The following is a 13,760-nucleotide window of genomic DNA, read 5'->3' as shown; positions in this document are numbered from 1 at the left end:
CTCGCCTGGTGAGGGGATGTCCGGATACGAACCGGCCTGCCCGGAAAGGCGAGTCGAGCGATGTCCCCGGTGTACGGCGATGTCCTGGCGAGCGCACAAGGGGGAGCGCACGGTGAGCACCGAGGCGGAGCACATTCCGGTGACCGTACCGCCGCCTCCCCCGTACGCCCCCTGGACCGGTGAGCCCCCGGCGCGCACCCCCGCGCCCGACATCCTCACGCGCCCGGGCACGCGCCGGCGGACGGCCTCGGCGGTGTGCGCGGTGCTCGGCTTCGGGCTGATCGCCGGTGCGGCGGCCGGGAGTTGGCTGACCGCCGGTCCGCCCGAGCGCACCGCGGCCCAGAAGGCGTACCAGCGCGGCGGCACCCGCTGGCGACAGGTGCCGGTGGACGAGCTCTTCCCGCGCACCGTGCATGGCGCCGGTGCCGGGCCCGGCGGCGCCGACCGGGACTGGGAACGGGTCGGCGTGGCCCCGGAGAGCGACTGCGCGGCGGGCTTCGACCCGCCGCTGACCCGGGAGCTGGCCCCGGCCGGCTGCCGACGGCTGCTGCGGGCCACCTATGCCGACGCCACGGCCACCACCGTCACCACGGTGGGGCTGCTGGTCACCGAGGCCACCCAGGACCGGATGCGGGAGCTGCGCAAACGATTCGCCGCCCAAGGGCTGGACGAGCGGCCGGACTTGATGCCACACCCTTACGCCCCGCCGGGCACCGTCGCCGAGCGCTTCGGCGACGCCCAGCGTGCCAGCTGGCGCATTGAGGTGCTGCCCGATCTGCCTGCGGTGGTCTATGCGGTGACCGGCTTCACCGACGGCCGTACCGGCACCCCGCCGCAGGCCGCCGCCCAGGCGGTCGCCCCCGGCGCCACCACCGCCCCGGCCCAGGCCGGGCTCGGGCATGACGCCATGGCGCTCACCGGACTGCTGGCCCGCGGCTACCGGCGGGCGGCGGAAGTGCCGGAGGGCGGACGATGAGCGGACGGAGCGTTCCCCGGCTGCTCGCCATGGTCACCGTGCTGGCCGCCCTGGGCGCCGGCGCCCCGGCCCGGGCGGACACCATAAGGGCTCAGGAGTGGGCGCTGGACGCCCTGCACACCGAGGACGCCTGGCGCATCAGCCGGGGCGCGGGAGTAACGGTCGCGGTGCTGGACACCGGGGTGGACGCGGGCCATCCGGATCTGCGCGGACGGGTCCTGCCCGGCACCGACCTGGTCGGCTTCGGCGCCGGCCGGGGAGACCGGACCTGGGCCCGGCACGGCACCGCCATGGCCGGGATCATCGCCGGGCGGGGGCATGGACCGGGCGACGCCAACGGCGTCATCGGGGTGGCGCCGGAGGCCAGGATCCTGCCGGTGCGGGTGATCCTGGAGGAGGGCGACCCCTCCCGGGAGAAGGAACGCGGGGCGCGCGGGGGCGCGCTGGCGGAGGGCATCCGCTGGGCGGCGGACCATGGCGCGAGCGTGATCAACCTGTCGCTGGGCGACGACAGCGCCAGCGCCCACCCGGACCCGGGGGAGGACGCGGCGGTGCGGTACGCCCTGGCCAAGGGCGTGGTGCTGGTGGCCTCCGCCGGCAACGGCGGCGAACGGGGCGACCGCGCCTCGTACCCGGCCGCCTATCCGGGAGTGATCGCGGTGACCGCGGTGGACCGTTTCGGCGGCCGGGCCCCCTTCTCCACCCGCCGCTGGTACGCCACCCTCAGTGCGCCCGGCGTGGATGTGGTCATCGCCGACCCGGACCGGCGCTACTACGAGGGCTGGGGGACCAGCGCGGCCGCCGCTTTTGTCTCCGGCGCCGCCGCCCTGGTCCGCTCGGTCAACCCACGGCTGAGCCCGGCCCAGGTCCGGCGGGTGCTGGTGGACACCGCCCGGGACACCCCGCGGGGCGGGCACAGTGACTCCCTGGGCGCGGGCGTGGTCGATCCGGCGGCCGCCGTGGCGCGGGCGGTACATACGGAGCCGGACGGTCCGGTTCCGGCCGCCGCGCCCCGTTACTTCGGGGGCGGGCCGGGCGCGGAGCGGCCCGCCCCCGCGCACTGGCGCCCGGCTCCGGCGGCGCTGGCCACCGGGGCCGCGGGGCTGCTGCTGCTGGCGGCGGCCGGGGTGCTGTGGCGGTCCGGGCGGCGGACCACCGCACTGGGTACCCCGGAGGGCCGTGGGTGAACGCCCTGCTCACCCCCGGCTCCCGGGCGGAGTGAAGGGCCTCGATACCCTCGGGGCGTGGCGCTCAAGAACATCCCGGACCCCGGTTTCTCCGACGACGACGGCTCCGCCGACCCGGCGCTGACCGAGGCGCTGGCCGCCTGGTCCGCCGACCGCTCCGACCGGTCCGCCGAGGAACGGGTGCTCGCCGCCCTCCAGGGCGCGCGGCTGCTGGTACCGGTCGTCGCGGTGCTGGGCGAGGTGGAGGAGGGGCCGGACGGCCTTAAGCGGGAGAAGACCAGCGATATGGCGGTGCCGACGCTTCAGGCGCCCGATGGGCGCCGGGCGCTTCCAGCCTTTACGTCCATGGAGACCCTGGCGCGCTGGCGGGCCGATGCGCGGCCGGTGGCGGTGCCGCTGCACCAGGCGCTGCAGGCGGTGGCCCATGAGAAGGCCGACACGCTGGTGCTCGACCTGGCGGGGCCGGTCACCTACGCGCTGACCGGGCCGGCGCTGCTGGCCCTGGCCGAGGGCCGGACCACGGCCGATCCACTGGCCGACCCGGCCGTGGCGGAGGCGCTGCGCGCCGTACTGACCGCGGAGGCGGGGGTGCGGCAGGCGTACCTGGTACGCGCGCAGGACGCCGATGGCACGCTCGCCCTGGCTCTGGACGAGGTGGGCGAGGGCGCTGGGGCGGCTGGGGTGCTGCAGCGGGTGGCTCAGGCTCTGGCCACCGATGAGGTTCTGCGGCGCCGGCTGGTGCGCGGGCTGGACCTGGCGCTGCTGCCCGCGGGGGCGCGGGTGCCGGGGGAGCCGTTGTTCCAGCGCTGAGAGGCGCTGGGGGTGCGTTTCGGGGTGCGGCGCGTCTGTGGCTGGTCGCGCAGTTCCCCGCGCCCCTGGGGTGTCTGCCTTGTGTTTTGGGTGCGGGGCGTCTGTGGTTGTTCGCGCAGTTCCTCGCGCCCCTTGGGGGGCTGGGGTCGCGTTTGAGGGTGCGGCGTGTCTGTGGCTGGTCACGCAGTTCCCCGCGCCCCTGGGGGCGTCTGGCGTGCGGGGCGTCTGTGGCTCGTCGCGCAGTTCCGCGCGCCCCTGAGGGGCGCCTCGTTTGCCGACAGGCGGGCTTGGGCGGACCGTCCGACAATGCGAGGACAGTCCACGAAGTTCCCGGGAGGACGCCATGGACGCCAAGCTGGACACCTGGAAGCTGGACCCCGTGGAGACACGGACCGTGGCGGCCGAGTTCATCGGCACCCTGCTGCTGGTCTTCTTCGCGGTGGGCTCCGCCGTCCTGGCGGCCGACTACATCGGCGCGCTCGGCATCGCCCTGGCCTTCGGGTTCACTCTTGTGGCCCTGATCTACGCCCTGGGCCCCATCTCGGGCAGCCATCTCAACCCGGCGGTCACCCTGGGGTTCCTGGTGGAAGGCCGGATCATGCTCCGGACCGCCATCGAGTACTGGATCGCCCAGCTGCTGGGCGCCATCGTGGGCGCGGCCCTGCTGCTCCTGCTGGCCAAGCAGGTGCCGGGGCTCAAGACCAGCGGTGCCTTCGGCACCAATGGCTACGCCTACCGCTCCGCGGTGCACATCAGCACCGGCGGCGCCTTCCTGGCCGAGATCGTGCTGACCTTCCTGCTGGTCTTCGTCTGGCTGGCGGTGACCCACAAGGTGGCGGTGGTCGGCTTCGGCGCGCTGCCCATCGGCTTCTCACTGGCCGCAATCCAGCTGATCGGCATCCCGCTGACCGGCGCCTCGGTCAACCCGGCCCGCAGCATCGGCCCGGCGATCTTCGCGGGCGGCGGCGCACTCTCCCAGCTGTGGCTGTTTATCGTGGCCCCGCTGATCGGGGGCATCCTGGCCGGCTTCGCGCACCAGATCACCCAGCCCCGGGGCGCGCCGGTGCTGGTCGCGGACGAGCGGGCGGTGCCCGGTCACCGGACCGGGGATCTGACCCAGCCCGGTGAGTCCGACCGGCCGGAGGGCCCTGGCGGCCGGGCCCGGCAGGGCTGAGGACGCGGCCGAGGGCAGAGCCGGAGGGCCCGGCTGCCGGGATCAGCCGAAGACCGGGCCGGTGAACTTCTCGCCCGGCCCCTGCCCGGGCTCGTCCGGCACCAGGGAGGCCTCGCGGAAGGCGAGCTGGAGCGACTTCAGCCCGTCGCGCAGCGGCCCGGCGTGGAAGTTGCTGATCTCGGTGGCACCGGCGGTGACCAGCCCGGCCAGTGCGGTGATCAGCTTCCGCGCCTCGTCCAGGTCCTTGTGGCCCTCGCCGCCCTCGGCCAGGCCGAGGTTGACGGCGGCGGCGCTCATCAGGTGCACCGCGACCGTGGTGATCACCTCGACGGCGGGCACATCCGCGATGTCGCGGGTCAGGTCGTCGAAGGCCGGGGTGCCGTCCGGCTCGGGTCGGGCGTCGCTCATCGTTGCTGCTTTCCGCTGGTGCTTGCGCTAGCGCTGGTGTTCGCGCTGGTCGGGTGCTCAGCCTAGGGCCCGTCGCCGCTCGGGCGGCCACCACCCCCGGTCGCTGGTATGCTTGAGTGCGACCGGCCGGTCACCAGTGTGTCCGGCCCACAAGTGGAGGCTCCGAACTCCCACCTCGTCCGATCTCAAGATCGGCAGGTCTCCGGTCAGGCGGTGCCCATCGTTCCGTACGGACGATGGAGCCGTCGAAAGCGCCCCGCGGGTTCTCCGTGGCGGTGCTCCGGTCCATGGAGCCCCGCCTGTGATCCCGTCCGGGGCATTTTTCGTGCGCCGGCGCGGTTGGTCTCACTGAAAGACGTTGCGCGGCAGTCATCCAGACCGCCGTGTGGTGCTACCGAGGAGGATCCATCAGCGCCGAGCCCCGCATCAACGACCGGATTCGCGTTCCCGAGGTGCGACTTGTCGGTCCCAGCGGCGAGCAGGTCGGCATCGTGCCGCTTGCCAAGGCCCTGGAGCTTGCGCAGGAGTACGACCTCGACCTGGTCGAGGTGGCGGCAAACGCACGCCCGCCGGTCTGCAAGCTCATGGACTACGGGAAGTTCAAGTACGAGTCGGCCATGAAGGCCCGTGAGGCGCGCAAGAACCAGGCGCACACGGTCATCAAGGAGATGAAGCTCCGGCCGAAGATCGACCCGCACGACTACGACACCAAGAAGGGTCACGTCGTCCGGTTCCTCAAGCAGGGCGACAAGGTCAAGATCACGATCATGTTCCGTGGTCGCGAGCAGTCCCGGCCCGAGCTGGGCTACCGGCTGCTGCAGCGGCTCGCGGAAGACGTCCAGGAGCTGGGCTTCGTCGAGTCCAACCCCAAGCAGGACGGCCGGAACATGATCATGGTCCTCGGTCCGCACAAGAAGAAGACCGAGGCGATGGCCGAAGCCCGCGAGGCGCAGGCCGCTCGCAAGGCGGGGCGTCAGGGTGGCTCCGCCGCGGAGGCGGACGCCGCCGGCGAGGAATCCGCAGAGGCGTGATCCCGGGGCCGTGCCCCGGGTCACTCCGGGGCTTCAGTACGGCCTCGGACAGCAATCGAACACAGCTGACGCTCCCCCCGTGCCCCTCACCGGGCCGGGGAGCGCCACCGACGAGGAGATACGGCGCGATGCCGAAGAACAAGACGCACAGCGGTGCCAGCAAGCGCTTCAAGATCACGGGCTCCGGCAAGGTGCTGCGTGAGCGCGCCGGCAAGCGCCACCTGCTCGAGCACAAGTCGTCCCAGCTGACGCGTCGCCTCACCGGCAACGCCGAGATGGCCCCGGGCGACGCCAAGAAGATCAAGAAGCTTCTCGGCAAGTGACGCCAGGCACCCCGCTCGCCAGAGCCAGGGGTGCACGTCAAAGACCGGGACCCAATCGTTTCCGGGCCGCGTGAGAACCGACCGCGGCCCCGCTACAAGGAGTTAACAAGTGGCACGCGTCAAGCGCGCAGTCAACGCGCACAAGAAGCGCCGGGCGATCCTCGAGCAGGCCAGCGGTTACCGCGGCCAGCGGTCGCGTCTGTACCGCAAGGCCAAGGAGCAGGTCACCCACTCCCTGGTCTACAACTACAACGACCGCAAGAAGCGCAAGGGCGACTTCCGTCAGCTGTGGATCCAGCGCATCAACGCCGCTGCCCGCCAGAACGGCATGACCTACAACCGCCTCATCCAGGGTCTGAAGGCCGCCAACGTCGAGGTGGACCGCAAGATGCTCGCCGAGCTCGCGGTCAACGACGGCAACGCCTTCGCCGCGCTGGTCGAGGTGGCCCAGAAGGCGCTGCCGGCCGACGTCAACGCCCCGAAGGCCGCCGCCTGATCCAGGCGCCGCGCTTGCTGAAAGCGGACCCGCAGGCCCCGCGGCCTGCGGGTCCGCCGCTTTTCCGGACCACCGACATGACAAGAAGTGAGCCGCCGCCCATGGGCACCCCCGAGCTGATCTCCCCGCGCTCTCCCCGCGTCGTCGCCGCCCGGCGGCTGGCCAAGCGCAGCTTCCGGGTCAAGGAACGGCGGTTTATCGCCGAGGGCCCGCAGGCCGTGCGCGAGGCGATCGAGCACCGCAGCGCCGGCCGCCCCACCCTGATCGAACTGTTCGCCACCGCCGAGGCGGCCGAGCGGCACCCCGAGATCATTCAGGCCGCGCACGCCGCCGGCGTCCGGGTGCACCACGCCGACGGCGCGGTGCTGGCCGATATCTCGCAGACCGTCACCCCACAGGGACTGGTCGGCGTCTGCGGCTTCCTGGACACCCCCTTCGAGGAGATCCTCGCCGCCCGCCCCCGGCTGGTCGCCGTGCTGGCGCATGTCCGCGACCCCGGCAACGCCGGCACCGTGCTGCGCTGCGCGGACGCCGCCGGAGCCGACGCGGTGGTGCTCACCGACGCCTCGGTGGACCTGTACAACCCCAAGTCGGTACGGGCCTCGGTGGGCTCGCTGTTCCACCTGCCGGTGGCGGTGGGCGTCCCGGTCGAGCAGGCGGTGCGCGGGCTGCGCGGCGCGGGCGTACGCCTGCTGGCCGCCGACGGGGCGGGCGAGTGCGACCTGGACGGCGAGCTGGACCGCGGCACCATGGGCGGCCCCACCGCCTGGATCTTCGGCAACGAGGCCTGGGGCCTGCCCGAGGAGACCCGGGCACTGGCCGACGAGGTGGTGCGGGTGCCCATCCACGGCAAGGCCGAGAGCCTCAACCTGGCCACCGCCGCCGCGGTCTGCCTCTACGCCTCCGCCCGTGCGCAGCGCGCACCCGGAGGGTGCCGCTCCGTGACGTCCAGCTAGTAGGGTGTGGCCCGCGGGGGCTCGCCAGGGGGTGTGATGTGAGCGTTGGAACGTCGTCCGGGAGCGTGGCCGCCGCGGTCGCCGAGGTCACCGCCGCCGGCGGACTGCAGGCCGACGACCTGCCGGACGGCCTGGTGGTCGCCGATGCCGACGGCCGTGTGACCTGCTTCAACGCCGCCGCCGCCAGGATCACCGCGATGCCCGCCGAGCAGGCGCTGGGCCGCCCGCTGGAGTTCGTCCTGCCGCTGGAGGACCTGGACGGCCGCCGCTGGTGGCGGCTGACCGACCCCTATGGGGGGCTGTCCACCCGGGTCGGCCAGCCGGAGTGCAATCTGCTGCTGCCCGGCGGCCGGGAGGTGCTGGTCTCCGCCCGCTATGTGCGCGAGCGGCCCTGCGGGAAGGTGGTGCGCCTGGTCGTCCAGCTGCGCGGCACCGAGGCCCGCCGCCGCACCGAGCGCAGCCATGCCGAGCTGATCGCCACCGTGGCCCATGAGCTGCGCTCCCCGCTGACCTCCGTCAAGGGCTTCACCGCCACCCTGCTGGCCAAGTGGGAGCGGTTCACCGACGACCAGAAGCGGCTGATGCTCCAGACCGTGGACGCCGACGCCGACCGGGTCACCCGGCTGATCGCCGAGCTGCTGGACATCTCCCGGATCGACTCCGGACGGCTGGAGGTGCGCCGTCAGCCGCTGGACATGACCGCCGCCGTGCGCCGGCACGTCCAGGCGCACCTGGCCCGGGGCCAGCGGCCGGAGCGTTTTGTGGTCAAGGCCGCCGAGGAGCTGCCGCCGCTGTGGGCCGACCCCGACAAGATCGATCAGGTGCTGGGCAACCTGTTGGAAAACGCAGTGCGGCACGGCGAGGGAACGGTCACCATAGAGGTCGCACCAGCACTGACACCGGCTCGCACCCGGGGAACGGCGGTCACCGTGAGCGATGAGGGCCCCGGCATTCCGGAGGAGGCCATGAGCCGCGTCTTCACCCGCTTCTGGCGGGGCAGCAAACGCGGCGGCACCGGCCTTGGCCTGTACATCGTCAAGGGCATCGTGGAAGCGCACGGCGGCACCATCACCGTCGGGCGGGCCGCCCGGGGCGGTGCCCAGTTCCGGTTTACCCTGCCCGTGGGCGCGCCGGCCTTCCTCGCGCAGAGCTGAAGCGCCAGCCCACGGGCTCACCGGAACCCGGACGCCCCTTAGACTCGACCTTTGGCACCTTTTTGGCACCAAACCCTTTACTCGAGGCTGTCGGGCGCAGCGAAGCCTGGGGGCACCGCCCAGCGGTAGCTGGGGGACAAGCGGAAACACGGGAAGAGATGTCGGCACCCAATAAGTCGTACGACCCTGTCGAGGTCGAGGCACTGAAACCGGAAGAGATCGAGCGGATGCGTAACGAGGCGCTGGCCGCCTTCGCCGCGGCCGCCGACCTCGAAGCGCTGCGCGAGGCGAAGGCCGCCCACATGGGCGACCGCTCCCCGCTGGCGCTCGCCAACCGTGAGATCGGAGCCCTGCCGCCGCAGGCCAAGGCCGAGGCCGGCAAGCGCGTGGGCATGGCCCGCGGTGCCGTGAACAAGGCCTTCGCCGCCCGCCAGGCGGAGCTGGAGGCGGAGCGCGACGCCCGGGTGCTGGTCGAGGAGGCGGTGGATGTCACCCTGCCCTACGACCGGGTCCCGGCCGGTGCCCGCCACCCGCTGACCACCTTCTGCGAGCGGGTCGAGGACGTCTTCACCGCCATGGGCTACGAGGTCGCCGAGGGCCCCGAGGTGGAGGCGGAGTGGTTCAACTTCGACGCCCTGAACTTCGAGCCCGACCACCCGGCCCGGGCCATGCAGGACACCTTCTTCGTCGCGGGCGACAAGCCCGGCCGGGAGACCGGCGTGGTGCTGCGCACCCACACCTCCCCGGTGCAGGTCCGCTCCATGCTCGACCGCGAGCCGCCCATCTATGTGGTCTGCCCCGGCCGCGTCTACCGCACCGACGAGCTGGACGCCACCCACACCCCGGTCTTCCACCAGGTCGAGCTGCTCGCCATCGACGAGGGCCTGACCATGGCGGACCTCAAGGGCACCATCGAGCACATGGTCCGCTCGCTGTTCGGCGAGGGACTGACCACCCGGCTGCGCCCCAACTACTTCCCGTTCACCGAGCCCTCCGCCGAGCTGGACATGCAGTGCTATGTCTGCCGCGGCGCCTCGGTGGGCAACCCCGAGCAGCCCTGCCGCACCTGCTCCAGCGAGGGCTGGATCGAGCTGGGCGGCTGCGGCATGGTCAACCCCCGGGTGCTGGTGGCCGCCGGGATCGACCCGGAGAAGTACAGCGGCTTCGCCTTCGGATTCGGCATCGAGCGAATGCTGATGTTCCGCCACAACGTCGAGGACATGCGAGACATGGTCGAAGGTGACGTGCGCTTCACCCGGCCGTTCGGGATGGAGATCTGATGCGCGCCCCGCTTTCCTGGCTGCGGGAATATGTGGACCTGCCGGCCGACACCACCGGCCGCGACGTCCAGGCCAAGCTGATCGACGCCGGCCTGGAGGTCGAGCGGGTGGAGCAGCTCGGCAGCGACCTGACCGGTCCGCTGGTCGTCGGCAAGGTCCTCACCATCGAGGAGCTGGAGGGCTTCCGCAAGCCGATCCGTTTCTGCACGGTGGACGTCGGCATGGCCAACGGCACCGGCGAGCCGCAGGAGATCGTCTGCGGCGCCCGTAACTTCACCGTCGGCGACAAGGTCGTCGTGGTGCTCCCCGGCGCCGTGCTGCCCGGCGACTTCGCCATCGCCGCCCGCAAGACCTATGGCAAGGTCTCGCACGGCATGATCTGCTCCGGCGAGGAGCTGGGCATGGGCGACGACGGCAGCCACGGCATCATCGTGCTGCCGCCCGAGTACGAGCCCGGCACCGACGCCATCGAACTGCTCCAGCTGCGCGATGAGGTCCTGGACATCGCCGTCACCCCGGACCGCGGCTACTGCCTGTCCATGCGCGGCATCGCCCGCGAGGTGGCCACCGCCTACGGCCTGCCGCTGCGCGACCCGGCCCTGCTGGACGTGCCCGCGCCCAACCCCCACGGCCACCCGGTCCAGGTCTCCGACCCCCTCGGCTGCGACCGCTTCACCGCCCGCACCGTCACCGGCCTGGACCCCGAGGCCCGCTCCCCGATCTGGCTGCAGCGCCGGCTGCAGAAGGCCGGGATGCGCCCGGTCTCGCTGGCCGTGGACGTCACCAACTATGTGATGCTCGAACTGGGCCAGCCGCTGCACGCCTACGACCGCTCCCGGCTGAAGGGGCCGATCGGGGTGCGCCGCGCCGAGCGCGGCGAGAAGCTCACCACCCTGGACGGCACCAAGCGGGTGCTGGACGCCGAGGACCTGGTCATCACCGACGACAACGGCCCCATCGGGCTCGCCGGTGTGATGGGCGGCGCCAACACCGAGATCGCCGGCCCGGAGGAGGGCGGCAGCACCGAGGTGGTCATCGAGGCCGCGCACTTCGACCCGGTCTCCATCGCCCGCACCGCCCGCCGCCACAAGCTGTCCTCCGAGGCGTCCAAGCGCTTCGAGCGCGGCGTGGACCCGGCCGCCACCTCCGCCGCCGCCCAGCGCACCGTGGACCTGCTGGTGCTGCTGGCCGGCGGCACCCCGGAGGCCGGCGTCACCGAGTTCGCCGCCCCCTCCGCCCCGCGCACCATCGCCATGCCCGCCGGCCACCCCGACCGGGTGGCGGGCGTGGACTACGGCCGGGAGACCGTGGTGCGCCGCCTGCAGCAGGTCGGCTGCGATGTCTACGGGCAGGACGAGCTGATCGTCACCGTGCCCAGCTGGCGGCCCGACCTCACCGACCCCAATGACCTCGCCGAAGAGGTCATCCGGCTGGAGGGCTACGAGAACCTGCCCGCCACCCTGCCCCAGCCGCCCGCCGGCCGCGGCCTGACCGAGCGTCAGCGCCTGCACCGCCGGGTCGGCCGGGCCCTGGCCGGGGCCGGCTACACCGAGGCGCTCAACTACCCCTTTATCGGCGACTGGGCCCTGGACCACCTGGGCCTGGAGGCCGACGACCCGCGCCGGCTGACCGTCCGCCTGGCCAACCCGCTCTCCGAGGCGGAGCCCTCGCTGCGCACCACCCTGCTGCCGGGGCTGTTCGCCGCCCTGCGCCGCAATGACAGCCGGGGCGAGCATGACCTGGCGCTGTTCGAGACCGGCCTGGTCTTCCACCCCACCGGTGACGAGCGCCCGGCGCTGCGCCTGCCGGTGGACCGCCGCCCCACCGATCAGGAGATCGCCGAGCTGGACGCCGCGCTGCCCGCGCAGCCGCGCCGGGCGGCCGTGGTCCTCGCCGGGGCCCGCGAGCGCACCGGCTGGTGGGGCCAGGGCCGCCCGGCCACCTGGGCGGACGCCGTGGAGGCCGGCCGCATCGTGGCCCGTGAGGCGGGCGTGGAGCTGATCGTCCGCCAGGACCAGCAGGCGCCCTTCCACCCCGGCCGCTGTGCCGCGCTGCTGGCCATGGCCGACGGCCAGGAGGTGCTGGTCGGCAACGCCGGCGAGCTGCACCCCAGGGTCGTCAAGGCCTTTGGCCTGCCGGAGCGCAGCTGCGCCATGGAGATCGACCTGGACCGCCTGGAGCGCGCCGCCGGCGGTGTGGTCGAGGCCCCGCGGATCTCCACCTTCCCGGTGGCCACCCAGGACGTCGCCCTGGTGGTGGACGCCTCGGTGCCCGCCGCCGAGGTCGAGGCCGCGCTGCGCTCCGGCGCGGGCGAACTCCTGGAGTCGCTGCGGCTGTTCGACGTCTTCACCGGTGAACAGCTCGGCGAGGGCAAGAAGTCGCTGGCCTACGCCCTGCGCTTCCGGGCCGCCGACCGCACGCTGACCGCCGAGGAGGCGTCCGCCGCCCGCGAGTCGGCGGTCGCCACGGCCGTGGAGCGCACCGGCGCGGTGCTGCGCGGCGCGTAACAGCCCTGGGTGCAAAGCCAGTTGAGGGGCGCTCCGGTGATCCGGGGCGCCCCTCGCACATGCCGATGCACCGTCAGCGGCGCACCTTCCGAATATCACTCAATAGGGTGGAAATGGAGGCCGGCCCACCGCTCAGGGCCAAGCTCTCGCCAGAATCGTGCGCGGCGTTGCTGCGTTGGGAGCGGATCGCATGAGCCGTACGGGGGCCATGAGCTGGAGGCGGGGCCTGGTGTTCCTGCTGCCCGGGCTCTGGGTCCTGGCGGTGGTGCTCTGGGAGCTTCTCAGCCCCCTGGGCACCCGGTTCATCGAACTCCTGGCCGCGGCCCCCGCCATCGCCTGCGCGGGCACCGGCCGCCGGCAGTGCGTGCTGATGGGCGGCGGCTGCGCCCTGCTCGCCCTGCTGCCCTTCGGCGGCCATGACGTTCCCTCCGGCACCCGGCTGGGCACCTGCTGCGCCATCCTGGTGGTGGTCGCCGCCAGCTATCTGACCACCGGCCGCCGTCTGCGACTGGCCGCCGAACTGGAGTGGTTCAAGGAGATCGCCACCACCACCCAGCGCGCACTGCTCCGCCCCGTCCCGCCCCGCCTGGCCCAACTCGCCCTGGCCGGCGGCCACCTCAGCGCCACCCGGGGCTCCCTGCTCGGCGGCGACCTCTACGAGGCCCTGGCCACCCCGCACGGCGTCCGGGTGGTCATCGGCGATGTACGCGGCCATGGCCTGCCCGCCCTGGCCACCGTGGCCGCTCTGCTGGGCAGTTTCCGTGACGCCGCCCATGACGAGGCCGAACTCCCGGACGTCCTGCGCCGTTTGGAACGCTCCCTGCAACGCCATCTGGCGGCCGACCGCACCGGTCACCCGACCGAGGGCCAGGACGGCGCCGGCGCCGAGGAGTTCGCCACCCTCCTGCTGCTGGAGATCCGCCCCCGGGACGAGGTCCTGGTGCTCAACTGCGGCCATCCCTGGCCGCACCGGCTCACCACCGCCGTCACCGGCGGCCGCTGCGCCCTGACCGAGGCGCCCGGCGAACCCCTGCCGCCGCTGGGCATGTTCCCGCTCCCGGCCCGGCTGCCGCCGCAGCGGCTGCATCCCTTGCGGCCCGGCGAGGCCCTGGTGCTGCACACCGACGGTGCCGAGGACGCCCGTGACCCCGGCGGCGGCTTCTTCCCGCTCACCCTGGCCCTCACCGAGGCCGCCCGGGAGGACCGCCTGGTCCCCGGACTGGTGGTGCAGCGGGTGCAGACCGCCCTGCTGGCCCACACCGGCGGTCCGCTGGCCGACGATGTGGCCCTGCTGGTGCTCTACCACCAGCCCCTCGCCCTCCCCACGCCCCACCCGCCACTGGCGAGCAGTTCCCCCTGTCCCTGAGGCCGCACCTGAAACCGCCCACGACCGGTCCCTGAGATCGCCCGCGGCCGTCCCTGAGAACGTCCCTGAGAACGCCCCTGAGAACGCCCCTG

At 73.1% G+C, this 13,760-nt stretch carries 13 protein-coding genes; 12 read left to right on the top strand and 1 reads right to left on the bottom strand.

The window, feature by feature from the left end; translation table 11 throughout:
* Positions 1–112: 112 nt before the first annotated feature.
* The 4 genes from CV755_RS34510 to CV755_RS05125 all read left to right on the top strand — a co-directional run bounded on the left by CV755_RS34510 (position 113) and on the right by CV755_RS05125 (position 4,147).
* A complete protein-coding gene (locus CV755_RS34510; protein ID WP_161968589.1) occupies positions 113–976 on the top strand; it encodes a hypothetical protein in 864 nt (287 codons plus the stop codon).
* Positions 973–2,163, top strand: coding sequence for a type VII secretion-associated serine protease mycosin (gene mycP / locus CV755_RS05135; protein ID WP_109278931.1), 1,191 nt, complete (start codon positions 973–975; stop codon positions 2,161–2,163). The genes CV755_RS34510 and mycP overlap by 4 nt, the downstream gene beginning before the upstream one ends.
* Before the next feature lie 57 nt (positions 2,164–2,220).
* Positions 2,221–2,973, top strand: coding sequence for an SseB family protein (locus CV755_RS05130; RefSeq protein ID WP_109278930.1), 753 nt, complete (start codon positions 2,221–2,223; stop codon positions 2,971–2,973).
* A gap of 379 nt (positions 2,974–3,352) precedes the next feature.
* Positions 3,353–4,147: an MIP family channel protein gene (locus CV755_RS05125; protein WP_109279025.1), complete on the top strand. Its 795-nt coding sequence runs from the start codon at positions 3,353–3,355 to the stop codon at positions 4,145–4,147.
* Positions 4,148–4,189: 42 nt separating this feature from the next.
* Here the strand turns inward: CV755_RS05125 and CV755_RS05120 are convergent, their stop codons facing one another.
* Positions 4,190–4,555: a DUF1844 domain-containing protein gene (locus tag CV755_RS05120; RefSeq protein WP_109278929.1), complete on the bottom strand. Its 366-nt coding sequence runs from the start codon at positions 4,553–4,555 to the stop codon at positions 4,190–4,192.
* A 383-nt stretch (positions 4,556–4,938) separates the two neighbouring features.
* Here CV755_RS05120 and infC point away from each other — a divergent pair, with 383 nt between their 5' ends.
* The 8 genes from infC to CV755_RS05080 all read left to right on the top strand — a co-directional run bounded on the left by infC (position 4,939) and on the right by CV755_RS05080 (position 13,668).
* Positions 4,939–5,586: a translation initiation factor IF-3 gene (gene infC / locus CV755_RS05115; RefSeq protein WP_109278928.1), complete on the top strand. Its 648-nt coding sequence runs from the start codon at positions 4,939–4,941 to the stop codon at positions 5,584–5,586.
* Between the two features lie 128 nt (positions 5,587–5,714).
* On the top strand, positions 5,715–5,909 hold the full coding sequence (rpmI, locus tag CV755_RS05110; RefSeq protein WP_109278927.1) for a 50S ribosomal protein L35: 195 nt from the start codon (positions 5,715–5,717) through the stop codon (positions 5,907–5,909).
* 109 nt (positions 5,910–6,018) lie between these two features.
* Positions 6,019–6,405, top strand: a complete 387-nt coding sequence (gene rplT, locus CV755_RS05105; protein WP_109278926.1) for a 50S ribosomal protein L20 — start codon at positions 6,019–6,021, stop codon at positions 6,403–6,405.
* Between the two features lie 101 nt (positions 6,406–6,506).
* Complete coding sequence (locus CV755_RS05100) at positions 6,507–7,361, top strand: TrmH family RNA methyltransferase (RefSeq protein ID WP_109278925.1); 855 nt, start codon at positions 6,507–6,509, stop codon at positions 7,359–7,361.
* A 65-nt stretch (positions 7,362–7,426) separates the two neighbouring features.
* Positions 7,427–8,515, top strand: a complete 1,089-nt coding sequence (locus CV755_RS05095; protein ID WP_241560988.1) for a sensor histidine kinase — start codon at positions 7,427–7,429, stop codon at positions 8,513–8,515.
* 158 nt (positions 8,516–8,673) lie between these two features.
* Positions 8,674–9,795 carry a phenylalanine--tRNA ligase subunit alpha gene (gene pheS / locus CV755_RS05090; protein WP_109278923.1) on the top strand — a complete coding sequence of 374 codons (1,122 nt, stop codon included), beginning with the start codon at positions 8,674–8,676 and terminating at the stop codon, positions 9,793–9,795.
* Positions 9,795–12,302, top strand: coding sequence for a phenylalanine--tRNA ligase subunit beta (gene pheT, locus CV755_RS05085; protein WP_109278922.1), 2,508 nt, complete (start codon positions 9,795–9,797; stop codon positions 12,300–12,302). The genes pheS and pheT overlap by 1 nt, the downstream gene beginning before the upstream one ends.
* Before the next feature lie 190 nt (positions 12,303–12,492).
* Positions 12,493–13,668 (top strand): PP2C family protein-serine/threonine phosphatase, encoded by a 1,176-nt coding sequence (locus CV755_RS05080; RefSeq protein WP_109278921.1) that lies wholly within the window; start codon positions 12,493–12,495, stop codon positions 13,666–13,668.
* The last annotated feature ends 92 nt before the right edge of the window (positions 13,669–13,760 follow it).

The sequence above is a fragment of the Streptomyces orinoci genome, from assembly GCF_003121295.1.
GTDB lineage: Bacteria > Actinomycetota > Actinomycetes > Streptomycetales > Streptomycetaceae > Streptomyces > Streptomyces orinoci.
The sequence above is the reverse complement of the archived record's forward strand: the minus strand, read 5'-3'. Positions and strand labels throughout refer to the sequence as shown.